Annotated in this window: 23 protein-coding genes; 9 read left to right on the plus strand and 14 right to left on the minus strand. The window is 65.3% G+C overall.

Annotation, left to right across the window (positions count from 1 at the left end):
* Window positions 1-143: 143 nt before the first annotated feature.
* Window positions 144-785 carry a M15 family metallopeptidase gene (locus D9V34_RS13870; protein WP_220700596.1) on the minus strand — a complete coding sequence of 214 codons (642 nt, stop codon included), beginning with the start codon at window positions 783-785 and terminating at the stop codon, window positions 144-146.
* Between the two features lie 85 nt (window positions 786-870).
* On the opposite strand from D9V34_RS13870, the gene D9V34_RS13875 reads away from it, so the two are divergent.
* Window positions 871-1,551, plus strand: coding sequence for a response regulator transcription factor (locus D9V34_RS13875; protein ID WP_121689097.1), 681 nt, complete (start codon window positions 871-873; stop codon window positions 1,549-1,551).
* Window positions 1,548-2,648 carry a sensor histidine kinase gene (locus D9V34_RS13880; protein WP_121689098.1) on the plus strand — a complete coding sequence of 367 codons (1,101 nt, stop codon included), beginning with the start codon at window positions 1,548-1,550 and terminating at the stop codon, window positions 2,646-2,648. The genes D9V34_RS13875 and D9V34_RS13880 overlap by 4 nt, the downstream gene beginning before the upstream one ends.
* Window positions 2,649-2,673: 25 nt before the next feature.
* On the opposite strand, the gene mgtE is transcribed toward D9V34_RS13880, so the two are convergent.
* Together mgtE and D9V34_RS13890 are read right to left on the minus strand one after the other, a co-directional pair.
* A complete protein-coding gene (gene mgtE / locus D9V34_RS13885; protein WP_121689099.1) occupies window positions 2,674-4,017 on the minus strand; it encodes a magnesium transporter in 1,344 nt (447 codons plus the stop codon).
* Window positions 4,018-4,210: 193 nt separating this feature from the next.
* Window positions 4,211-5,233 carry a LacI family DNA-binding transcriptional regulator gene (locus D9V34_RS13890; RefSeq protein WP_121689100.1) on the minus strand — a complete coding sequence of 341 codons (1,023 nt, stop codon included), beginning with the start codon at window positions 5,231-5,233 and terminating at the stop codon, window positions 4,211-4,213.
* Window positions 5,234-5,471: 238 nt separating this feature from the next.
* On the opposite strand from D9V34_RS13890, the gene D9V34_RS13895 reads away from it, so the two are divergent.
* From D9V34_RS13895 to D9V34_RS13915, 5 genes are read left to right on the plus strand one after another with little or no spacing between them, the layout of a single operon-like run.
* Entirely contained in the window at window positions 5,472-6,695 is a 1,224-nt protein-coding gene (locus D9V34_RS13895) for a sugar ABC transporter substrate-binding protein (protein ID WP_121689101.1), read from the plus strand.
* Between the two features lie 4 nt (window positions 6,696-6,699).
* A complete protein-coding gene (locus D9V34_RS13900; RefSeq protein WP_121689102.1) occupies window positions 6,700-7,704 on the plus strand; it encodes a carbohydrate ABC transporter permease in 1,005 nt (334 codons plus the stop codon).
* Window positions 7,705-7,712: 8 nt separating this feature from the next.
* Window positions 7,713-8,567, plus strand: coding sequence for a carbohydrate ABC transporter permease (locus tag D9V34_RS13905; RefSeq protein WP_121689103.1), 855 nt, complete (start codon window positions 7,713-7,715; stop codon window positions 8,565-8,567).
* A 33-nt stretch (window positions 8,568-8,600) separates the two neighbouring features.
* Window positions 8,601-9,380, plus strand: a complete 780-nt coding sequence (locus D9V34_RS13910) for a ThuA domain-containing protein (protein ID WP_121689104.1) — start codon at window positions 8,601-8,603, stop codon at window positions 9,378-9,380.
* Window positions 9,377-10,483: a Gfo/Idh/MocA family protein gene (locus tag D9V34_RS13915; protein ID WP_121689105.1), complete on the plus strand. Its 1,107-nt coding sequence runs from the start codon at window positions 9,377-9,379 to the stop codon at window positions 10,481-10,483. Before D9V34_RS13910 ends, D9V34_RS13915 begins: the two co-directional genes overlap by 4 nt.
* A gap of 56 nt (window positions 10,484-10,539) precedes the next feature.
* Here D9V34_RS13915 and tyrS read toward each other — a convergent pair whose 3' ends face one another.
* On the minus strand, window positions 10,540-11,844 hold the full coding sequence (gene tyrS, locus D9V34_RS13920) for a tyrosine--tRNA ligase (RefSeq protein ID WP_425454453.1): 1,305 nt from the start codon (window positions 11,842-11,844) through the stop codon (window positions 10,540-10,542).
* Window positions 11,845-11,966: 122 nt separating this feature from the next.
* Between tyrS and D9V34_RS13925 the strand changes: the two genes are divergently transcribed.
* Window positions 11,967-13,001 (plus strand): hypothetical protein, encoded by a 1,035-nt coding sequence (locus D9V34_RS13925; protein WP_121689106.1) that lies wholly within the window; start codon window positions 11,967-11,969, stop codon window positions 12,999-13,001.
* Window positions 13,002-13,012: 11 nt separating this feature from the next.
* Here D9V34_RS13925 and D9V34_RS13930 read toward each other — a convergent pair whose 3' ends face one another.
* Window positions 13,013-13,429 carry a hypothetical protein gene (locus D9V34_RS13930; RefSeq protein WP_121689124.1) on the minus strand — a complete coding sequence of 139 codons (417 nt, stop codon included), beginning with the start codon at window positions 13,427-13,429 and terminating at the stop codon, window positions 13,013-13,015.
* A gap of 8 nt (window positions 13,430-13,437) precedes the next feature.
* Window positions 13,438-13,638 (minus strand): type II toxin-antitoxin system HicA family toxin, encoded by a 201-nt coding sequence (locus tag D9V34_RS13935; RefSeq protein ID WP_121689107.1) that lies wholly within the window; start codon window positions 13,636-13,638, stop codon window positions 13,438-13,440.
* Window positions 13,639-13,732: 94 nt separating this feature from the next.
* Between D9V34_RS13935 and D9V34_RS13940 the strand changes: the two genes are divergently transcribed.
* Complete coding sequence (locus tag D9V34_RS13940; RefSeq protein ID WP_030148852.1) at window positions 13,733-14,095, plus strand: hypothetical protein; 363 nt, start codon at window positions 13,733-13,735, stop codon at window positions 14,093-14,095.
* 80 nt (window positions 14,096-14,175) lie between these two features.
* Here D9V34_RS13940 and D9V34_RS17970 read toward each other — a convergent pair whose 3' ends face one another.
* The 8 genes from D9V34_RS17970 to argB all read right to left on the minus strand — a co-directional run bounded on the left by D9V34_RS17970 (window position 14,176) and on the right by argB (window position 22,848).
* Entirely contained in the window at window positions 14,176-15,537 is a 1,362-nt protein-coding gene (locus D9V34_RS17970; RefSeq protein ID WP_245992027.1) for an MFS transporter, read from the minus strand.
* Window positions 15,538-15,651: 114 nt separating this feature from the next.
* Window positions 15,652-16,098, minus strand: coding sequence for a hypothetical protein (locus D9V34_RS13950; protein ID WP_121689108.1), 447 nt, complete (start codon window positions 16,096-16,098; stop codon window positions 15,652-15,654).
* A gap of 663 nt (window positions 16,099-16,761) precedes the next feature.
* Window positions 16,762-17,040, minus strand: a complete 279-nt coding sequence (locus tag D9V34_RS13960; protein ID WP_121689110.1) for a PASTA domain-containing protein — start codon at window positions 17,038-17,040, stop codon at window positions 16,762-16,764.
* A gap of 135 nt (window positions 17,041-17,175) precedes the next feature.
* Window positions 17,176-18,603: an argininosuccinate lyase gene (gene argH, locus D9V34_RS13965; protein WP_121689111.1), complete on the minus strand. Its 1,428-nt coding sequence runs from the start codon at window positions 18,601-18,603 to the stop codon at window positions 17,176-17,178.
* A gap of 60 nt (window positions 18,604-18,663) precedes the next feature.
* A complete protein-coding gene (locus D9V34_RS13970; protein WP_121689112.1) occupies window positions 18,664-19,803 on the minus strand; it encodes an acyltransferase family protein in 1,140 nt (379 codons plus the stop codon).
* On the minus strand, window positions 19,803-20,741 hold the full coding sequence (gene argF / locus D9V34_RS13975; RefSeq protein WP_030148855.1) for an ornithine carbamoyltransferase: 939 nt from the start codon (window positions 20,739-20,741) through the stop codon (window positions 19,803-19,805). Before argF ends, D9V34_RS13970 begins: the two co-directional genes overlap by 1 nt.
* Before the next feature lie 23 nt (window positions 20,742-20,764).
* Window positions 20,765-21,946 carry an acetylornithine transaminase gene (locus D9V34_RS13980; protein WP_121689113.1) on the minus strand — a complete coding sequence of 394 codons (1,182 nt, stop codon included), beginning with the start codon at window positions 21,944-21,946 and terminating at the stop codon, window positions 20,765-20,767.
* On the minus strand, window positions 21,943-22,848 hold the full coding sequence (gene argB, locus D9V34_RS13985) for an acetylglutamate kinase (protein ID WP_030148857.1): 906 nt from the start codon (window positions 22,846-22,848) through the stop codon (window positions 21,943-21,945). Before argB ends, D9V34_RS13980 begins: the two co-directional genes overlap by 4 nt.
* Between the last annotated feature and the right edge of the window lie 3 nt (window positions 22,849-22,851).

A 22,851-nucleotide genomic window follows, 5' to 3' on the forward strand; every position in this document is an offset into this window, starting at 1 on the left:
GGATGATCCCGCTTGAGGCCGGCCGCTCTAGCGAGCCGCACCTTTGGGGTGATGAGTATTACTTTACGCAGGTTCCAGGGGTTGGGCAAATCGGGCCCGAATAGTGGCGTGTCGCGCTTGCAATCGCCGCGACGCCTGCCCGCTTAGGAGGCATCCGTACGCAGTGCGGGGCAGCTCCCTCCAGGGGTTGTGGCCAGTTCGAAGTGCCAGGGCTCATTCGCGTAGATCCGGCAGAGACCATACCGATTCCCGTGCTGTTCCACCCAAGCGGCGGCATCCGTGGGACCAATGTCCACGGCCTCACCACTCACGTGTCGGGAGGATTCGGGGGTCGAGACAAATCTGCGGGCGATACTCTCGCTGCCGTAATCCTTAATCGCCTGCGTGAGCATCCACTCCTGCAGCGCCTCCGAACGCCAGCCGCTGTTCACCCCGAGCTCGATCCCCGCCCCTCGCGCATCCCGCGCCGCCGAGCGCACGGCCTTCAGGAGTCCGGGATCCAGGTTGGTCAGTGCCGGAAGATCCGCACGCTCGGGACTCAGGGACTCCCCCAGCCGGATATAGCCGTTGGCTTCGTCCAGGCCAAAGGGAGGCTGGGTGAATCTGGGTTCAACGATTCCCGCCGCAGCCTCTCCGCTCGGATGCGTGGTTACGCCGGGGAACGATCCCAGTACCGCGATGAAGTAGGCCGCCAGCCCCGCGGGCACCAACAGGACGAGAGTGCCCAGCAGGAGTGCGCGGCGGCGCTTGAGGTGTCGAGGGGAAGAACCAGGGTGAATCATCATGAGTCGATTTCATCCGGGCGCGCGTTGCCACGGCGTATCCGGATTTGCATATGTTTTCGATAGCCCCAGTTCCTAGACTGTGTGCATGCGTGTGCTGATAGTTGAGGATGAGCCGTTTCTGGCCGAGGCGATCCAGGATGGATTGCGCCTGGAGGCCATCGCCGCCGATGTCGCCCTGGACGGCTTCGCGGCGCAGGAGCTCCTGTCCCTCAACACCTACGACGTGGTACTCCTGGATCGGGATATCCCCGGCCCCTCGGGCGACGACATCGCCCGGGAGATTCTCACCGATGGGTTGGGCACCCGCATCCTAATGGTCACCGCCGCCGATCGTCTGGACGACAAGGCGATGGGGTTTGAACTCGGTGCCGACGACTACCTGACCAAGCCCTTCGCCCTCCGCGAGCTGATCATGCGGGTGCGGGCACTTGCACGGCGCTCCCCCGAGGCCGCACCACCGGTCTTGGAATCGGCCGGGCTCCGCGTGGACACGTTCCGACGCGAGGTTTATCGTGACCAGCGCTATGTGGCGCTCACCCGGAAGCAGTTCGCCGTGCTGGAGGAGCTGATGCGCGCAGACGGCGGCGTACTCAGCGCCGAAACCCTGCTTGAGCGCGCCTGGGATGAAAATGCCGATCCGTTCACCAATTCGGTGCGGATCACCATCTCCTCGCTGCGCAAACGGCTCGGCGAGCCGTGGTTGATTCACACCAGGCCGGGATCGGGGTACTACTTCGCCGCGCCTACCGTCGAGGAGCTCACATGACCACCCGGGCGCGCGGTCTCTCCGCGCGGGTCAAACTCACCCTCAGCTACACCGGATTTCTCCTGGTTGCCGGAGTCGCCCTGATGCTGTTTGCACAGTACGTGCTGCAGTTTGTGCCCACCACATCCCTGATCCAGACCAATGCACCCGATGGGAGCACGTTCGCCCCCAACCGTGGCGATCTCCTGCGGGTATTTTGGCCGCGGGCGTTTGCGGTGCTGGGGTTTCTCACTGTGGTTGGACTCCTGGGTGGCTGGTTTCTGGCCGGAAGAATGCTGGCACCGCTGACCCGAATTACCGCGGTCACCCGGGTCGCCGCCGAGGGAGTCCTGGATCGAAGAATCGAGCTCCCCGGCCGCCGAGACGAGTTCCGCGAGCTCGCCGACACATTCGACTCGATGCTGAATCGGGTCGAGGGCATGCTCGCCGAGCAGCGGCGTTTCGCGGCCAACGCCTCCCATGAACTGCGCACTCCGCACGCGGTGATCCGGACGATGCTTGAGGTCGCCGCGGCTGCCCCCGACCGGGTGGACGTTCCGAAACTGGTGGCCCGACTCTCCCACACGAACGAGCGCGCCATCGCGCTGACCGAGGCGCTCCTGCTGCTCGCACGCGCGGAGGGCGAGCCGACAACCGATGAGGAGATCGACCTGACCGCCACGGTACTGGCGGCGATCGCCGAACTGGCTCAGGCATCCGAACACACCCAGATTCGGGTGGACACCGCACTCTCGCCCGCACGCGTTCGCGGAAACCCGGCGCTGGTACATGCGGTGGCCATCAACCTGATTCGAAACGCCCTGGTCCACAACACGGCAGAGGACGGATGGGTGCGGATCGTCACCGAAACCCGTGGCGATCTCGGTCTGCTGCGGGTGGAAAACAGCGGGCAGATCCTCACCCCGGAACTCGTCGCCACGCTGACCGAGCCGTTTCAGCGTGGGGCTGCGCGTCGTCACGATCCCGAGGGCGGCGTGGGCTTGGGCCTGGCGATCGTCTCCGCGATCCTGCGCACCCACGCGGGAACGCTCAGCCTCGCACCCCGGCCCGAGGGTGGACTCGTTGTGATCGCCGGGATTCCCACCTCCGCGCGGTAACTCCGCGGCTGGTGTGCCCGGTGAGTTAGATTCCCAGAATTACCTTGGCCAGGCTGAAGTAGATCAGCAGGCCGGTGGCATCACAGAACGTGGTGATGAACGGGGTCGAGAACACCGCCGGGTCGACCCGAATGGCTTTGGCGATCAGCGGCATCGCGCCGCCCACGGTCGCGGCCATCGCGCAAACGCACAGCAGGGTCGAGCCAATTACCAGACCCGTCGGCACGTCGTACACCAGTGAAGCCAAGGTGAAGCCGAGGATTCCGAGCAGGAGTCCCAGCGTGGTGCCCACCCGGAATTCGCGCAGCAGCACACGCCCCACGTCCTTTGAGGTCACCTCCCCCATCGCCAGCGCGCGGGTGATCGTGGTCGCCGCCTGCGAGCCCGTGTTACCACCGGTTCCGGTGAGCAGCGGAATGAAGAGCGCCAGCACCACCTTCTGCTCCAGGGTGGCCTCAAAGATGCCCAGAACCTGAACCGTCAGCAGTGCCGAGACCGCGAGCACCAGCAACCAGACCACGCGGGCCCGGGCAATCTTGAACGCCGAGGTCGAGAGGTAGGGGCGACGCAGCGGCTCGGCACCACCGGCGCGGGCGATATCCTCGTCCTCGGCGTCGCGCAGAATCTGGTGGGCATCGTCGATGGTGAGGATCCCCACCAGGCGCTTTTCGCTATCCACGATCGGCATCGCCAGCAGGTTCGCCTCGCTACAGCGCCGGGCCACCTGCTCGGCGTCATCACTCACGGTCGCCAGCTCGGGGGTCTGCATCAGATCGGACACGCGGGCGTCCTCGGGGGCCGCCAGAATTTCGCGGAGGCTCACAACGCCGACCAACCGCTTTTGCCCATCGGTGACCGGGATCATGTAGATGGTTTCGGCCTCGGTGGCGCGGTGACGTACGGTTTCCAACACCCGTCCGGCGGTGAATTCGGGATGTGCCCGCACGTACTCGGGGCTCATCCGGCGACCCACCGAGCGGGCCGGATAGCCGAGCATCAGCGTGGTCAGCGCGCGCTCATGCGGGGTCAGGTCCGACAGCAAACGCTTGGCCAGTACCGCGGGGACCTCATCCAGGAGGCTGACACGGTCATCCGGGTCAAGCCCGGCGAACAGTCCGGTGACGTCTTCATCACGCAGTGCTCGGACGAGATCTGCCTGGTGTGCGGGTTCGAAGCGCTCAAAAACCTCCAGTGCGCGCTCCTTACTCAGCAGTCGGAAGAGGACGGCCGAGCGCTTGAGGCTGCAGCGCCACAGCGTCGAGGTCACCTCGCTGGTCGACATCCGCGCGAGTTTTGCGGCGGCGAGCGGAAGATCAGCCTCGGCGAGCGCACCCTCGCGTGTCAGATCGATGTCGATGTCCTGACCCATGCGTTCTCCTTGATGACGTCACTCGGGCGTGGCACACGCGGCACCACAGTCCCAAATTTTCCCCGGCCGGGCCGCGATTTTGCCGCTCGACCCGCCCCAAAGATAACAGGTTGGGGTGTCCGATGGGGGACGAGGGAACGAACGACTAGGCGCGTTGCCGGAGTGGGACCGGATGGGACGACGGGTCAAACGACTAGGCGCGTTGCTCGGCCGGCGCGATCGAGTTCACGTCGACGTAGCGACAGTCCACCAGCGCGGCCGCCGGTTCCAGGTCGGGGTTCTCCAGGCGCTGGATCAGATCCCGCACGCCCCGCCGCCCCAGCTCCCGGCTGGGCGACTCGTAAACGGTGAGCTCGGGATCAGCGGCGCTGACGATATCCACCGACGCACCCACCACGAGCACCGAGACGGCCTCGGGCACGGGTCGCCCGTGGGCGGCGAGCGCACTGACGATCCCCGGGGAAGCGTGCTCATTGATCAGCAGCAGCGCGGTGACATCGGGCATTTCGGCGAGAATCCGCGGGACCAGAGCCCGGCCGGCTGAGGAGCTTTCGGCACAGGAGAAGATTCCCGGGGTGGCTCCGATTGCGCGCATCCGTTCGAGATAGGTGTCGCGGGTGCGGGCGACCGGCCCATAGTCGCTGGTGCCCGGGTCCCCATCGTCGTCAAAAACGATGCCGATGCTGCGATGGCCCAGAGCTTCAAACCGGGCGAGCGCATCGATCACCGCGCCCTCGAAGTTCACGTCCACATAGCTGATGCCGGAAAGCTCCCGGGTGCGACCGATCAGGGTGAACGGGACGCCGAGTTCGCGCAGGCGCACCACGCGCTCATCGTGCAGGTGGACCTCCATCAGGATGACCCCGTCGATCAGGCCGTTACTCACCACCCGGTCGATGTGTTCGGCTCCGTTATCGCCGGGCCAGAGGATCAGGTTGTAGCCCAGCTCGGAGGCGGCCTCGGCGGCGGCGGTGAAGAACTTCAGGGCGGTCCCGCTCAGGCTGTGATCCTCCATCGGAAACAACAGCGCGATGATCCGGGTGCGCTTACTCGCCAGCGCACGGGCGATCGCATTGGGCCGGTAGTCGAGGGTGTCCATCGCCTCGCGCACACGTTCCAGGGTGGCCGGGGCGACCGGCTTGGTGTTGTTGATCGCGAACGAAACCGTGGCGAGGGAAACGCCCGCCAGTTTCGCGACGTCGCGCATGGTTGCCATGGGGTTCCTTTGCGAATTGGTGTGTGCAGTCTCTCACACCCCTCGACCGCGACGAGACCGACGCGGCGCACAAATAACAAAACAGTGAACCGGTTAACTTTTTGGTTGACACGGGCTCGGAGTCGTGAGATTGTTGCGTCACCCACGAAATTACACCTCGACACGATCCCCGGACTGCTGCGGATCAAAGCGGTTTACCGAACGGGTCGAAGTCTCTCACCGGCAAAGGAGCCGCATCATGGAGAAAAAACATCGTCTGACCGTCTTAGCGAGCCTCGCCCTGGTTCCCCTCGCCCTGAGTGGATGCAGCGCAGGCGGATCCGGCGGCGGGGCCTCATCCGACGCCGACACCCTCAGCGTGGTCGACTACTACGTCAACGACCCCGACCAGGGACTCGTGGTGGCGGCACTGGATAAGTGCGCGGCCGAGCTCAAGGTGAAGCTCAACCGCACCGGCGTCCCGGGGAAGGATCTGATTCAAAAGGTCCTGCAAATGTCCTCCTCGAAGACGCTGCCCGACGTGCTAATGCTGGATAACCCCGACCTGCAGGAGATTGCGTCCTCGGGTGGGCTCACCCCGCTCAGCCAGTTCAACGTGGACACCTCGGGTTTTGCCCAAGGCATCCTCGACGCGGCCACCTATAAGGGCGAGGTCTACGGGCTCGCCCCGACCGTGAATACCCTGGGTCTGTTTGTGAACAAGGCCATGCTGGATGAAGCGGGCCTTGCAATCCCCACCACCTGGGATGAACTCAAGACCACCGCCAAGGCGCTCTCCTCGGGCGACCGCTACGGGCTGGCATTCTCCTCGATCGCCACCTATGAGGGCAGCTGGCAGTTCCTCCCCTTCCTCTGGACCAACGGAGGATCCGAGGACAAGCTGGACAGCCCGGAGGCCGCCGAGGCCCTCCAGCTGCAGGTCGACCTGGTGAACTCCGGGGCCGCGTCCAAGAGCGTGATCAACTGGAGCCAGGCCGATGTGAAGGACCAGTTCATGGCCGGCAAGGCCGCGATGATGATCAACGGGCCCTGGCAGATCCCCGCACTCAACGCCGATCCGAGCCTGACCTGGACCAGCGTGCAGGTGCCGATCAACAAGGCCGGGCAGACGCCGACCGCTCCGCTGGGCGGCGAGGTCTGGACAGTCCCGCAGACCGGTAACAAGGAAAAGCAGGCCAAGGCGGCCAAGTTTGTTGAGTGCATCACGAGCGATGACAACCAGCTCTCGCTCGCCGAGTCCCGCTTCACCGTCCCGACCAAGACCGCACTAGCCGCGGAGTACGTGCAGAAGGTGCCGGATATGGCAGCCTTCACCGAGCAGGTCGCCAACGCCCGCTCTCGCACCGGGATCCTCGGGGAGGACTGGCCCAAGGCGGCAACGGTTATGTACACCGGTATCCAGCTCGCGCTCACCGGCAAGGAGAGCGCCAGCGATGCGTTCTCGAAGGCGAAGGCGGGATAGTTCGATGACGCTCCAGGTTCCCGCTTCCGGGACCGCCGGTCCGGCATCCGAGACACGGCGGCGCCCCCGCCCCCTCGGTGCCGGGCCCGGCGCCCCGGAAATCCCCGCGGCGCCCCCGCGACGTCGCCGACGCCCCGAACGTTTTACCCGCCTGCTATTTGTGGCCCCGGCCGCGCTCTACATCCTGGCGTTTTTCGGCTACCCCATCGTGAAAAACCTCACGATGAGCCTGCAGGAATACACCACCAAAACCTTCTTCACCGGCGAGGCCCCCTGGGTGGGATTCGCCAACTATGTATCGGTCTTCACCAGCAGTCTGTTTACCCCGGCGCTGTGGAACACCGCGCTGTTCACCATCGGATCGATCGCCGGTCAGTTTGTGATCGGTTTGGCACTGGCGGTGTTTTTCCGGCGTCGGTTCCCGCTCAACGGGTTCCTGCGCTCGATGCTGCTTCTGCCCTGGCTGCTGCCGATGATCGTTTCGAGTGCCACCTGGCGTTCGATTCTCGATCAGGACAGCGGCATCCTCAACCGTTTCCTCGGATCGATCGGGCTGACCGATGCGCCGATCGGGTGGCTCACCGATCCCGGTGTCGCGCTGATCGCGGTCATCATGGTCAACATCTGGGTGGGCATCCCGTTCAACGTGGCGCTGCTCTATGGCGGGCTGCAGGATATCCCCGAGGAGCTCTACGAGGCAGGTGCGCTGGATGGTGCCACCGGATGGAAGGCGTTCTGGCACATCACCGTGCCCAACCTGCGTCCGGTCATCAGTGTGGTGCTGGTCCTCGGGGTGGTCTACACGCTCAAGGTGCTGGACGTGATCCTCGGGCTCACCAACGGCGGACCGGCCAACGCCACCCAGACCCTCGCCGTGCGCTCCTATCAGGAGTCGTTTGTGAACTTCGAGTTCGGGATCGGCTCGGCCTGGAGCAACATCCTGATCCTCGTTTCGCTGATTTTTGCCGTGATCTACCTGCGTGCGAACCGGCGCGCGGTGGATGAATAGGAGTCATCATGACCACGCTGAATCTCCCCACTGCCGCCACCCGGCGTGCCCGCCGGGGACGCCCCTCGCGCGGAACCTCCACCGCGCTGGGCATCCTCTTCCTGGCCATCATGCTGTTTCCGATCTACTGGATGGTCAACGCCTCCCTCCAGCCCTCGGGGAACACCCTCACCGCCGGCATCTTCCCGTTCGCCCCCGATTTCTCGGGATATGAGCGGGCGATCGCCGATCAGGGACACAACCTCCTGACCAGCCTCATCATCTCGATCGGGACCGTGGTGCTCACGCTGCTGATCGCCGCGCCCGCCGCCTATGCGCTGGCACAGTTCCGGTTCCGCTGGATCAACGTGGCCCTGCTGGTGATCATCATCGCGCAGATGGTGCCGGGCGTGGTGATCGCCAACGCCCTCTACAGCGCCTATAACGACCTGGGACTGCTCAACTCGATTGCCGGGCTGATCCTGGCCGATGCGAGCCTGGCCATTCCGTTTGCCATTCTGATCCTGCGTACCTCGATGATGGGCATCCCTCCGGCCATCGTGGAGGCCGCCCGGATCGATGGGGCCGGGCTCATCCGGGCATTCGTCTCCGTCGTGGTGCCGGTCAGTCGCAACGCCCTGATCACCGCCGCGCTGTTTGGATTCCTGTTCTCCTGGAGCGACTTCCTCTTTGCGCTGACCCTGACCACCACCGAGGATGTGCGCCCGGTCACCCTGGGCATCTACCAGTACCTGGGCACCCAGGTATCGAACTGGTCGGCCGTGATGGCCACCGCCGTACTATCCTCCATCCCCGCCATCATCCTGCTGGTGTTGGCCCAGAAGTTCATCGCCGCCGGGGCCACCGGTGGCGCCGTCAAGTAACCATCCACCATTTCATCGTCGAAAAGGAACACCATGACTCAGTCCACTTCCCCACTGCGCGTCCTCGTCTGGGGCGAAAACCGGCACGAGCAGATCGAGCCCAAGGTTGCCGAGATCTATCCCGAGGGCATGCACAATACGATCCGCGCCGGCATCGAGGAACACCTGGGTGCCGAGGCGCGCGTCCACACCACCACCCTGGACGAGCCCGAGCACGGACTCACCGAGGAGGTCCTCGCGGACACCGACGTGCTGGTGTGGTGGGGTCACGCCGCCCACGCCGAGGTTGCCGATGAGGTTGTTGAGCGCGTGCACCAGCACGTCCTCGCCGGCATGGGCCTCGTTGTCCTGCACTCGGGCCACTGGTCCAAGATCTTCCAGAAGCTGATGGGCACCACCTGCACCCTGCGCTGGCGGAGCGAGGAGGATCGCGAGCTGGTCTGGACCGTGGACCCGACCCACCCGATCGCCCAGGGGGTGCCGCACCCGTTCATCATCCCGCAGCAGGAAATGTACGGGGAGTTCTTTGATATCCCGGCCCCCGACGAACTGATCTTCCTCAGCACCTTCTCCGGCGGCGAGGTCTTCCGCAGCGGCTGCACCTGGCGTCGCGGCCACGGCAAGATCTTCTTCTTTAGCCCCGGGGACCAGGACTACCCGGTCTACCACCACGAACACGTCCGCCGCGTGATCGCCAACGGCGTGAGCTGGGCACACTCGGTGCGCCCGACGCGCGAGGTCCCGACCCTGCTGCGCTACGAAACCGAGGACTTCTATAACGGTCGCGACTACCGTGGGGCGCTGGTTCGATGACCCACGCCCTGCTTGCCGAGACCGGCGCGCCCGTGCGCATCATCCTAGTGGGGGCCGGGGCGATGGGACAGCAGTGGCTGCGCGCGCTGATCGCCTCCCCCGATGCCGAGATTGTTGGGCTGGTCGACCTCAACCTCGATGCGGCCCGAGCCGCGCTGGCCGCCACCGGCCTCGTCGATCTACCCGTGGGCACCTCGGTATCGGCGCTCGCCGCGGAAACCGGCGCGCAGGCCGTGGTCAACGTGACCGTGCCGGTCGCCCACCACGCGGTGAGCACCGAGGCGCTGTTTGCCGGGCTGCCGGTGCTGTGCGAAAAACCCATCGCCCCCACCGTGGCCACCGCGCTCTCGCTCGCGGCCTCGGCCGAGGCGAGCGGGCAGCTGCTGATGACCAGTCAGTCGCGCCGCTACTATCGGGCCCTCGCCGCGCTGCGCGCACGCGTGGGTGAGCTGGGAACCGTGGGCACCGTGAGCTGCGAGTTTGCCAAGGCCCCGCGCTTTGGCGGATTCCGCGACGAGATGGATCATGTGCTGCTGGTGGACATGGCGATCCACCAGTTCGACGCGGTGCGCTACCTCCTGAACCTGGATCCGGTGGCCGTCTACTGCGAGGAGTACAACCCCGCGTGGAGCTGGTACGCCGGGGATGCCAATGCCGCCGCCGTGTTTGAATTCGAGGGCGGCACCCGGTTTGTGTACTCGGGCAGCTGGTGCACGCCGGGGGCCGAAACCTCCTGGAACGGCAACTGGCGCATCGGCGGGGAACACGGCACCGCGCTGTGGGACGGGGAATCCGCGCCGAGTGCCGAGCTCCCCGGGCGTGCGCTGGCCGCATTACCCGCATCGCTCACCGACTCCTCGATCCCCTTTCCGGAGGAGATCAACGGGTCCCTCGCCGAGTTCATCGCCGCGCTGCGCACCGGGGATGTGCCCGACACCGAGGTGCATGCCAACATCCACTCGCTGGCGATGGTTGAGGCCGCGGTGCTCAGCGCGACCCGGGGATCGCGCGTGCTCCTTGCCGACGTGTTGGCCGAGGCTCGGGAAGCGGCGATTGCCGCCGAAACCCGCTCGGACGTCCGCGACATCCTGATTCGCGGATAACCCGGACACACAACAGCGCGGCACCGGATCACTCCGGTGCCGCGCTGTTTTGTGATTTAGGCGGTGAAGATTCCCGCCAGGGTCTTCTTGCCACGTCGCAGTACCGCGACGCCACCGGGCAGCAGATCGGTCAGGACCGCCGCCTCATCGGTAACCTTCACGCCGTTGAGCGAGACGCCGCCCTGGCCGATCGAGCGACGGGCATCACCCAGGCTCGAGCACAGCTCGGTCGACACCAGCAGCTGGGCCACCGAGGTACCGGTTTCGGCGGTGATGTTGGGCAGCTCGCGCAGCGCGGTCGCCAGGGTAGCCGGATCCACCTCGGCCAGGTTGCCCTGTCCGAACAGCGCCTCGGAGGCGGCAATGGCGGCGTTCGCGGCCTCGGCACCGTGCACCAGGGTCACGGTTTCCAGGGCCAGACGCTTCTGCGCCGCACGACGGAAGGGCTCATCCGCCACGAGCTTGGCGAAGTCCTCAATCTCGGCGCGGGAGAGGAAGGTGAAGACCTTGAGGCGGTCAATCACGTCGGCATCGTCGGTGTTCAGCCAGAACTGGTACATCGCATACGGGCTGCACAGCTCGGCATCCAGCCAGATCGCGTTGCCCTCGCTCTTACCGAACTTGGTGCCGTCGCTGTTGGTGATCAGCGGGGTGCCGATCGCGTGCACGTTGGCCTGCTCGGAACGACGAATCAAATCGACGCCGCCGATCAGGTTGCCCCACTGGTCGCTGCCGCCGGTCTGCAGCACGCAGTTGTACGTGTTGTAGAGCTCGCGGTAGTCGAGGGCCTGCAGAATCTGGTAGCTGAACTCGGTGTAGGAGATGCCGGCATCGGAGTTCAGGCGCGCGCTCACCGCGTCCTTCTTCAGCATGGTTCCCACGCGGAAGTGCTTACCGATGTCGCGCAGGAACTCGATCGCGCTGAGCGGCGAGGTCCAGTCCAGGTTGTTCACCAGGCGCATGCCGTTCTCACCCTCGGTATCGAGGTGGGTCGACACCTGAGCCTGAAGGCGCGTGACCCAGGCAGCCACGGTCTCCGGGGTGTTCAGGGTGCGCTCGGCGGTGGGACGCGGGTCACCGATCAGACCGGTGGATCCACCCACGAGACCCAGCGGACGGTGCCCACCCAGCTGCAGACGACGCATGAACAGCAGCTGCACAAAGTTGCCCAGGTGCAGGCTGGGAGCGGTCGGGTCAAATCCGCAATAATACGTGATCGGTTCGCCGTCGATGAGCTTCTTGAGCTCCTCGGCATCAGTCGAGACGTGGATCAGGCCACGCCACACCAGCTCGTCCCAGAGCGAGTCAAAGGACGAGTCATTACTCTGCTTGGCAAAATTGGGATTAGACACGCTCCCCAGAATAGCAGCGGAACGGCGGGGGTTTGTCCGAGAGATACACGCCAGAATCCGCGCACCGGATCGCCCGTCACGATAGTGTGATTTTGCCCGCGGCTCGCCCGCACCCTCATCTCAGGAGCACCGTGTCCACACCACCGATCCCCTCCCTGGCAGACCTCCCGCTCGACGTGCTGGCCGCCCCGGCCACCCCCGAGGAGATTCGCGCGCTCAAGAACCGGGTGCGCGGGGACAGCCGGTGGACCCAGGCGATCCCCACGTGGGGTGAGTATGGGAACGCGATCATCGTGATGCTGCTGGTGGGTGCGATTGGGGTGTTCTTCGCCTATCTGATGATCAACGGCCGGTCCACGGCGATTGCCCCCTGGTTTCTGATCGCTTTCTGCCTCCTGCAGCTGATTGCCCTGCCCTACTGGGTGCAGAAAAACCGACCGCGCTGGAAGGACTGGGCGCGGATGGTGCGCTTCGCCGACGCGACCGGACTCCAGTTTGCCCCGCTCCCGCTCAACACGATGGAACAGACCGCCACCCTCGGGCCCAGCGCCCGCGACTATAACGGGTTCACCTCCCGCGGCGGCCTGCGTCTGTCCCAGCGGGCTGACAATATGTCCAGCAAGCGGATCAAGCGCGAGCTGATCGATCGTCCCGGCGAATATGCCTACCTGCGCATCCCGCTCGGCGTGCAGATGCCCCACATCGTACTGGACTCCCGCCACAACGACGGGGTCGCCGGCTGGCGTTCACGTCGCACCCGGCTGCGGCTGGCCGATGACCAGCGGATCGAGCTGGAGGGCGACTTCCCCCGCGCATTCGGCGTCTACGCCCCCGAGGTGTTGCAGCGCGACGCCCTCTACTTCCTGACCCCGGACTTCATGGAAACCCTGGCGCTCTACGCCACCGAGTTTGATCTGGAGTTTTCGGGTTCCGACCTGATCCTGGTGAGCACCCGTCCGATGGACACGGGTGACCCGAACGTGTGGCTACGCTTTTTCACCGCCGCCGACGCGGTCCTCTCCCATCTGCGTCCGACCGCCACCGCGTATCGTCGCGGGACCCCGCTGGACCCGATGGCTCCGCCGTCGCGCCTGAAGTGGGGCTTCCCGATCGGGACTGCCCTGCTGATCGCGGGCTTTATCGCCTGGCGGATCATCCTGGCGTAGGTGCTTCGGCGCTACGCGTTCAGTGCCTCGGCAGCGGGTCGCTCGGAATCATCGAGGAGCTGATAGATGCGGGCACGTGAAATCCCCAACACGGTCGCCGAATCTATCGCGCTGAGTCCGTATGCGTCACGGAGCGCTCGCGCGGCCGCACGTCGATCACGAGCAGCCTGTTGCGCAGACTCGAGTGCAACCCGATCAAGCTCGGCCGCATCAGCTAGCCGCCGGGCAACGTCCGCTGGCTTCTCGATGGTCACGCTGATGTCGAACGAGTCCTCCTCACGGTTGAGCGCGCCCGCGACAAGCGAGCGCCCCATCTTCTCGACCTCGGACAGCGTACGGGCCTGGGTGCGATAGTCAATCGCGGGCACATCGATGATCCACCATCTGCCCTCTCGTGAGACAACCAACTCGTAACTGTTTCGTTTCATGAGCATGCTCACTTCCACTCGTCCGGGACAAACCCAACTACCTGCTCCACCGTTCTCAGGACTCCAGCGGAGATTAACCGATGACGGGGAATCGGCACGGATCTGCTTCCCGGCTTTTTCCACCAGGTGTGCGGGCCACTGTCGCGATCCACTGTGAACCCCTGTGACCGCAAAAACCGCTCCACGTCTTTTCGCTTGGCATCCTTCATCAGGGTAGTCTAGATGGGGGTTTACAGCAAATGTCAAGAGGGGCATACACACCCATCACCAGGGCTCGGGAAGTTCCCGGCTAGAATGGGTCAAATGGTCACGAGACGAGAAGCAGCACAGCGCCTGGACATCCCCCTGGAGATGGCGGTGCGGCACGGACTGCCGCCCCAGCTCACCGAGGCGGCAGTGGTCGAGCTCGATACGACTCCCCCGGCCTGGCTCGCGCAGTCGCGGGCAAACCGCACCGGCAAGCGTCCGGTGTGGTCGGATCTGGTGTGCGCGGTCTGCGGCTTCACCGAGCGCGCACGCCCCAAGAAGTGGTGGCCCGAGTTCACCTATGTGGTGTGCGATGACCACGAGATCGAGGAGTGGCCCAAGGCCGCTCCCGGGGCGATCCGCGCCGAGGTGTTCGGAGTCGGTGGACGGTTCGTGGGTCTGGTCGACGACGTCGCCTAGCGGCTTCGCTGGTCAGTCTAGGAGTTTCGCTGGTCCATCGAGGGGCGCCGCTGGTCCGCCTGGGGGAATCGCTGGGCCGTCTAGAGGCGCCGCTGATCCGTCTGGGCTCGCCGCCGGTCCGTCTGGCGACCGCGCCGATCCATGACGATCAGCCCGATCACCGCAATCGCGGCGAAACCGGCGGGGATTACAAACACCATCGGTAGGCCCAGTGCGGCGACACCGAAACCTCCGGTGAGGCCACCGAGCGCGGAGCTCAGCGCGGTTGAGCTGAGGAAGATCGCTGAGGCCGTGGCCACCGCGGTGGGCAGCAGGCGCTGCGCCACCAGGATTCCCAGGCCGGCGAAGATTCCCCAGACGATACCCATCAGGATCTGTCCGGCAAACAGCGCCGGAACGGTGCCGATCAGCGCAAAGCAGAGGTTCGCGGCCACACCCATCGCCGCACCGATCGCCATCAACCGAACCGCCCCGAAGCGACGGCCCAGCATCACCGCAACCGGAATCAACGGCAGCTCGACCAGCGGCTGGATGCCGATGACCGCCCCGACCAGCGCCGGAGAGAGCTGCATCTGCTCGTTCATATAGATCGGTAGATACGCGTACTTCACCGATTCCCCCGCGTAGACGCAGATGTACAGGGCGGTGAAGAACAGCAGCGGCAGCATCGCGCGAAAGCCTGGACCCGGGCGATGCTCGGTCTCGACGGATGCAGCCTCGGCACCTCCGGCTGCCGCGGCCGTCGCGGTGCCCTCGGGAAGCGCGGCCTCGGTGGACGCCCCACCCAGCGCAATCGGCCCAGTTTCCGGTGCGGCGACATCGTTCAGGGGCACGGTGCGGGGGCGTCCATCGCGAATGCCTCCGAGCGGGAGAATCTGCGCCAGGGTCGCGATGGCCACCACCACCAGCATCTCGCGGTATCCGGCGGCCGCCGCCAGGAACGATCCGATCACCGGACCGATGACCCAACCGGCGGTCAGTGCGGTCCGCACAATCGCCACCACACCGTCATTGAGCGGGGAGGGATGCCGAGCCAGCTCATCATGCAGGGCTGCAAACAGCTGCGAGGTGGAGGCCCCGGCAAAGCCCAGGACCACCGCGCTGATCACAAACGGCATCCACAGCTGAGTGGAAAAGGCGATGCCCATCCAACCGAGGAATCCCGCGGCCGCACAGATCCGGAACAGCCCCAGCCGCGCGCCCGTGCGATCCGAGCGCGCACCCACCAGATAACCGGCGACCGGAGCGGCAAGGTTCGTGAGATAGTACAGCCCGGCAACCGGAAGCGTGGCGTGCAACTCGGTCACCAGGAAAGAGGCGATCAACGGTGCCGCGGCGGAGATCCCCACACCCGACAGAAACAGGGCCAGCGTAGCCGCCCGATAGAGCGGGTGCCGCAGTGTCAGGCGAATCGAGGATTCACGGACAACGGCCGCGGGCATGCTCACCGACCGAGCTTCATGTCGAGTGTTTTCATGCGTTAAACATACATGAAATATGTTCGTTTGAAGAACTGTTGATTTCGATTGTTCGGTGAGGCTTCCCCACCGTTCCGCTTAGGCGGGCAGCACGGGTGCCGGGGACAGCTTGCGGACGCCACGGACCTTGATGCACACGCGGATACCGTTGCCGAGCAGCAGGGCCGCGATGATCGCCTGAACGATCGAACCGCCCACCACGCCCAGGGAGTCGTAGAAGACCGCGACAAACCGCGGAACGCTAAAGGAATCGCTCAGTCCGTCTGTCTGGTACAGGGCGAAGATCAGGGCCGAGCTGGCCAACCAGAGCACTCCGATAAAGATCTGCCAAATTCCCGGAGTGTATCTGGGCAAATTCCTGATGCGTTCGGCTTCGACCTCGGGATCAATCCCCGCGGCCGCCAGGGCGGCGTTTTTCCGCTTGGTCTTACGCGCGCCAAGGACCGCCATGACCCCGGCGAAGATCGCGAAGAGGATAAGTGCCCCCACCGCAACCACGATGATCAGATCGTCTTCTTCCACCACACACCACCCCGATTTATTGCAAAAAGTACGGGACAGACGCTACCTGCGGTTTCCCCAACATCAGGGCGATACGTCGCGCAGGGCACGGGGTGCTGTCGCCAGTGCTCGGTGACACGCACGGTCGCGATGCCACCGGCACCCACGCGACTTGTTACCAGACCCTCGATGGTCAACACCTCGCTTCCCGCCGGCGGCAGGTGCGGGGAAACCGCGGCCAGCTGCTCATCGGTGAGCTCTCACCGTCGACGCCTTTCTTCTCGATCCAAATCAGATGCGGAAAAGGCGGCGTTTTCCTCCAGCAACGCGTCTTCGCGTGGGAGCGCCGACGGGAACTGTGGCAGCTCTTGGATCAACGCGTTAAAAAAACAATGATCTGGTCGCATTCAGCACGGGATATGTCGTATTTGGACGCGTCGTGGACTCGCAATGGAAGGTAGTCGCCATCGGTTTTGTATCTGGAAACTCAGTCACATTGAGTCCAGGCCATAACTCCGGGACTTGGAGTGCTGAGGGAGGCATCTCTGGTGTTGTTGGTCCTGGGTGGGCGATGCCCGCTCCCACTGCGTCATTCGCAGTTCTCGCAGATGGACAGGTTTGCTATTCGCAAGGGCCAACCTCGTCTTTCGAGTAAAGGCAGTTGAGGTCAACAACGAGCTACATCCATCAGCGCTGGTTGAGTATCACCCCTGCGGAATCGCCCGAATCGTATGCCGCAATAGTCACAAATATCCAGTCGCCTTCATTCGCAGGTTCTCCCGCGAGCGGATTCTGAGAAGTGATGTAGTACAGACCCGGCCAGGATAATGCGCCAACGGGCGGCCCATCAATGTCTATGTTGGCCAGGGAAAGCCCGAGTTCGCGCGCGGTGTCTCGGGCAATGTGAACGGGTTGCCCCACAAAATCAGGAACCAACAGTTTCGATCGCATTTCGTAATAGTCCATCCGTTCCCCGCTCAACCGCTGAGAGGTCGGAACGCCGAACGCCCCGGGCTCCACGAGGGAGAACGGGGCGTTCGGGGGGGACAACCGAGCGGGCAGCTCGGCGGGGTGGCCGTGCGTGTGCGGGCCCGCGGCGATCTAGCGGAAGTCCGCCAGGCGGCCGCGCAGGTTGGCGAGCTGCTCGGTCACGCGGACGGTCGCGGTGCCGCCGGCACCCACGCGGCTGTTGACCGAACCCTCGATGGTCAGCACCTCGCGGACCGCGGGCAGCAGGTGCGGGGAAACCGCTGCCAGCTGCTCATCGGTGGGCTCGTGCAGTTCCAGGCCGTTCTCCTCGCAGAAGCGCACGAGTTCGCCGGAGATCTCGTGGGCATCACGGAAGATCACACCCTGCTTGACCAGCCACTCGGCCACATCGGTGGCCAGCGAGAAGCCCTGCGGGGCCAACTCGGCCATCCGCTCGGTGTTGAAGGTCAGCGTGGCGATCATACCGTTGAACGCGGGCAGCAGCACCTCGAGGGTGTCCACCGAGTCGAAAATCGGCTCCTTGTCCTCCTGTAGGTCGCGGTTATACGCGAGGGGCAGGGCCTTCAGGGTGGCCAGCAGGCCGGTGATGTTACCGATCAGACGACCCGACTTGCCGCGGGCAAGCTCGGCGATGTCCGGGTTCTTCTTCTGCGGCATGATGCTCGAGCCGGTCGAGAAGGAGTCGTGCAGGCGGACAAATCCGAACTCGCGGGTGTTCCAGACGATGATCTCCTCGGACAGACGCGACAGGTTGATGCCCACCTGGGCGAGGATAAACCCAAACTCGGCCACCACGTCGCGGGCGGCGGTCGCGTCGATCGAGTTCTCCAGCGCACCCGACAGCCCCAGCTCCGAGGCCACCAGCTCGGGATCCAGACCCAGCGAGGATCCGGCCAGCGCACCGGCACCATACGGCGAACGCTTGGCACGAACCGACCAGTCGCGCAAACGCTCCAGGTCACGCACCAGCGGCCACGCGTGCGCGGCCAGCTGGTGGGCCAGCAGCACCGGCTGCGCGTGCTGCAGGTGCGTGCGACCCGGCATGATTGCACCGGGGTGCGCCTCGGCCTGACCCGCAAGGATCTCGACCAGCTGCACCAGCAGGCCGCGGATCACACTCTCGTGCTCCAGCATGTACAGTCGCACCAGCGTGGCGATCTGGTCGTTGCGGCTCCGGCCGGCACGCAGCTTGCCACCCAGGTTTGCTCCGGCGCGCTCGACCAGTCCTCGCTCGAGGGCCGAGTGGACGTCCTCATCCGACTCGGCGGCGACAAACGCACCCGAGGCCACGTCCGCGCGCAGGGTCTCCAGCGCGGCGTGCATCGCGACCAGCTCGTCGTTGTCGAGGTATCCGGCGGCGTTCAGCGCGACCGCGTGAGCCTTAGATCCGTCGATGTCGTAGGACGCGAGGGTCCAGTCAAACTGGGTCGACTTGCTCAGGCGAGCGAGCTCCGGCGAGGGGCCACTGGCGAAGCGTCCGCCCCAGAGGGCCCCCGCCTCGGCGGCGCGGTTTCCGGAATCGTTGGTGTGAGAGGTCATGGTGTGAAGCGTCCCGTCGTGCAGTGGTCAGGCGTGTGAGCGAAAAGGATAAGAGTCAGTCTATTGAGTGGTGCGGGCGGGCCCGGGCACCGAGGCGGCGGCCCGAGAGCAGGCGGACACCAGTTTTTCCAGCGGACCCTGCCGGAACAGCAGGATCCAGGCGGAGCAGCCGATCAGGGTAACCAGCACAAACCACCAGGTTTGGGCCACCGGATCGATCCGGTCCACCCCAGTGGAGACCAGGATCACCAGGGCTACCAGGTGCAGTGCATAGGCGGTCAGGGCCATCCGGCCGGTGGCGGCCAGCGGCCAGAGCACCCGTTGGGCCCAGCGGGGCAGCGCGAGCGCCGCGGCGATGATCAGCAGCGCGACACCCGTGGCACCCAGGATTTCAAACGTGCTGCCCGAGTGTGGTGCCGCACCCAGTAGGTTTGCCCACTGCGGATAGCCGACAAACACCTCGCCCTGCTCGATCCCGGTGATCTGCGCGAATACACTGGCACCCCCATAGCCGAGGACCGCGAGCCCGGCACCAACCAGAGCGATCAGGCCGAGGGAGGATCCGGAGATTCTGCCGGCAAACAGCCAGCGGGCAACCGCCAATCCGACAATCATGAACACCACCCAGATCAGCGCCGGGTAGTACCCAAAAATCATCAGCAGGGCCAGGGCCGAGGTGCCGCCGCCGTTGTCCTGGATGAACAGGGCGATGCCCACCTGGGCGATCGGTGCCAGCACAGCGAGCACCCCCGCCAGGATCAGCAGGTTTGGCACCCGCCAGCGGATGATCGGCAGAACCAGCAGGAAGGCGATGGCGTAGTACTCGAGGATCACCGCGATGCCGTGATCCCCCAGGCTGAGGATCCCGCCCAGGGCAAAAATGACCAGCGCACGGGTGCCGATCCGCAGTCGCATGCGCAGCACGGCCTCGCCCTCGGGCGGGGTGCCCCGGCCCGAGAGCAGCGCCAGCGAGAACCCGGCAAGGACCGCAAACAGTACCGCCGAGCGCCCGTTGACCAGGCCGATCCAGGTATCCGGATCCGCCGACACGGCCTCTTCCGGGCGAATAATGTGCGCGATAAACATGCCCAGGATCGCCAGCCCGCGGGCGATGTCGAGCCCGGCAATACGGGTGGGACGGGGTTCGCCGGACACCGACGGTGCGGACAGCACCGTGCCCTGAGCGATCCCCGAAGACACTAGACCGCGGCCTTCTGGTTCTGCTTCAGCAGCCAGACCATCAGCGCCTTCTGCGCGTGCAGACGGTTCTCGGCCTCGTCCCAGACGACCGAGCGCGGGCCGTCGATCACGTCGGCGTCCACCTCATAGCCGCGGTAGGCGGGCAGGCAGTGCATGAAGATCGCGTCATCCTTGGCGAGGCCCATCAGCTCGGAGGTCACCGAATAGGCACCGAATGCGGCAACCCGATCGGCCTTCTCGTCCTCCTTGCCCATCGACACCCAGGTGTCGGTGACCACAACGTCGGCACCGGCCACGGCCTCACGCGCATCGGTCGTGATGAACACCGATCCGCCGGTCTGCTCGGCCAGCTTGATCGCGTCGGCCACCACGTCGGCGGCCGGGGTGAATGCCTCGGGGGCACCGATCCGCACGTGCATCCCGGCGTTCACGCACGCGAGCAGGTAGGAGTTGCCCATGTTGCAGGCACCGTCGCCGAGGAAGGCGAGGGTCTGACCCTTGAGCTCTCCGCGGTGCTCGCGAATGGTCTGCAGGTCGGCCAGCAGCTGGCACGGGTGGAAGTCGTCCGAGAGCGCGTTGATCACCGGAACGGTGGTCCCGGCAGCCATCTCCTCCAGGCCTGAGTGTGCAAAGGTGCGCCAGACGATCGCGGCGACCTGACGCTCCAGCACGCGCGCGGTATCGGCGATCGACTCCTTGGCACCCAGCTGGCTCTCGCCGCCACCCACAATCAGCGGCACGCCGCCCAGGTCGGCGATCCCGGTCGCAAACGAGATCCGGGTGCGGGTCGAGGTCTTGTCAAAAAACACGGTGACGGTCTGCGGGCCGGCCAGCGGCTTCTCGCTGAAACGGTCGGCCTTGAGCTTGATCGCGAGATCCAGAACCTCTGCCTGTTCGGCCGGGCTCAGGTCGTCATCGCGGAGGAAGTGACGGGTCATAATCGGTCTCCTACTTCTCGAAACTAGGCGGCGTGTGCCGCGAGCAGGCCGTCGAGGATCGCCACGAAGGCGTCCACGTCGGCGGAGGTGATGTTCAGCGGCGGGGCGATGCGGATCGTCGCGGCGTTGGGGGCGTTGACGATCAGGCCCGCGGCCAGGGCCTCGGGAACCAGCTCGGTCGCGATGTCCCGGGTCAGGGCGATGCCCAGCAGCAGACCGCGGCCACGCACTCCGGCGATCAGCGGCGAGTTCAGTCCGGCAATCGCACCGCGCAGCTGAGCCTCGCGCTCACGCACATTGATCAGCAGGTCGCCGGATTCGATCTCGTCCAGCACGGTCCCCGCCACGGCGGTGGCCAGCGGGTTTCCGCCGAAGGTGGTGCCGTGATTTCCCGGGGTGAAGATCTCCGAGGCGGCACCGGTGGTGACCAGGGCACCGATCGGGAATCCGGCACCGAGCCCCTTGGCCAGGGTGAAGGCATCGGGAAGGATGTCTTCGGACTGGAATCCCAGCCACTCGCCGGTGCGCCCGATTCCGGTCTGAATCTCGTCGATGATCAGCAGCGCGCCGCGCTCACGGGTCAGCGCCCGCGCGGCCTGCAGATATCCCTCGGGCAGTGGCAGCACGCCGGCCTCGCCCTGAATGGGTTCGATAATCAGCGCCGACACAGTTTCATCCAGCGCCGCATCCAGCGCCTCAATGGTGGCGGGGATGTGCTGGACTCCCCCGAGCATCGGAGCAAACGGCGCGCGATAGGCCTCCTTGGCGGTGAGGGCCAGTGCCCCCATCGTCCGCCCGTGGAATGCGTGCTCCAGCGCCAAGATGGTAGGGCGAGCCTCGCCGCCGAACTTCCGAGCCAGCTTGAACGCCGCCTCATTGGCCTCGGTGCCCGAGTTGGTGAAAAACACCCGTCCGGTCTCGCCGACGCCCGAGATCCGCTTGAGCTTCTCGGCCAGCGCCAGCTGCGGCGGGCTGGAGAAGAAGTTGGAGACGTGGATCAGGGTGGCCGCCTGCTCGCTGATCGTCTTGACGATCGCCGGGTGGGCATGTCCCAGGGAGTTGACCGCGATGCCACCGAGAAAGTCGAGGTACTCCTTCCCGTCGCTGTCGCGCACGCGTGCGCCCTCGCCGGAGACCAACAGCGCCTGGGTGGGCCCAAACGTATTCATCATGGTGGCGGCGGAGGTGTCCTGCCAGGAGGTCATTCTGTCTCGCTTACTACCTGGGTGCCGATTCCGTTCGAGGTGAAAACCTCCAGCAGGATCGAGTGTTCGATCCGGCCGTCGATGATCGCGGCGTTACGCACGCCGTTATCCACCGCGTCCAGGCACGCGTTCATTTTGGGGATCATGCCGGATTCCAGCTCCGGCAGCAGCTCGCGCAGCTCGGCGGTCGAGATGACCGAGACCAGCGAATCGCGGTTGGGCCAGTCACTGTAGAGACCGGCGACATCGGTGAGGACCAGCAGCTTATCGGCGTTCAGCGCGATCGCAATCGCGGCGGCGGCCGAATCGGCGTTGACGTTGAGCAGGCGCTCGGGATCGTCCAGGTCATAGGCGATCGAGGTGATCACCGGAATGCGGCCGGCATCCAGCGCGTCCAGGACGGCCGAGGGGTCCACCTCGAGAATGTCGCCCACGCGGCCGAGATCCTGCATCTCCCCGTCCACCAGCACACCACGGGTGCGGCCGCCAAAGAGGTTGGCCTGCTCCCCCGAGAGTGAGCGGGCGATGTTTCCGTGCTGGTTAATGTCGGTGACCAGGGACCGGTTTACCCGGTTACGCAGGACATCGCGGACGACGCCGATGGCCTCGTCGCTGGTGTACCGGTAGCCGCCGCGGAACTCGCTGGCGATCCCCTTTTCGGCCAGGCCCGCGGAAATCTGCGGGCCGCCTCCGTGCACCACAACCGGACGCAGGCCCGCGTGGTGCAGGAACACCATGTCCTCGGCAAAGGCCGCGGCGAGCTCCGGGGAGATCATCGCGTTACCGCCGAACTTGATGACCACGATCGCGCCGCGGTACCGCTTGAGCCACGGCAGTGCCTCGATCAGGACTGAGGCTTTGGCGTGCGCCTCTTCGAGCGAAATATCAATGGTGGTAGGCATGGA

Origin of the sequence: Mycetocola lacteus, assembly GCF_003667575.1 — a bacterium.
GTDB classification, from domain to species: Bacteria; Actinomycetota; Actinomycetes; order Actinomycetales; family Microbacteriaceae; genus Mycetocola; species Mycetocola lacteus.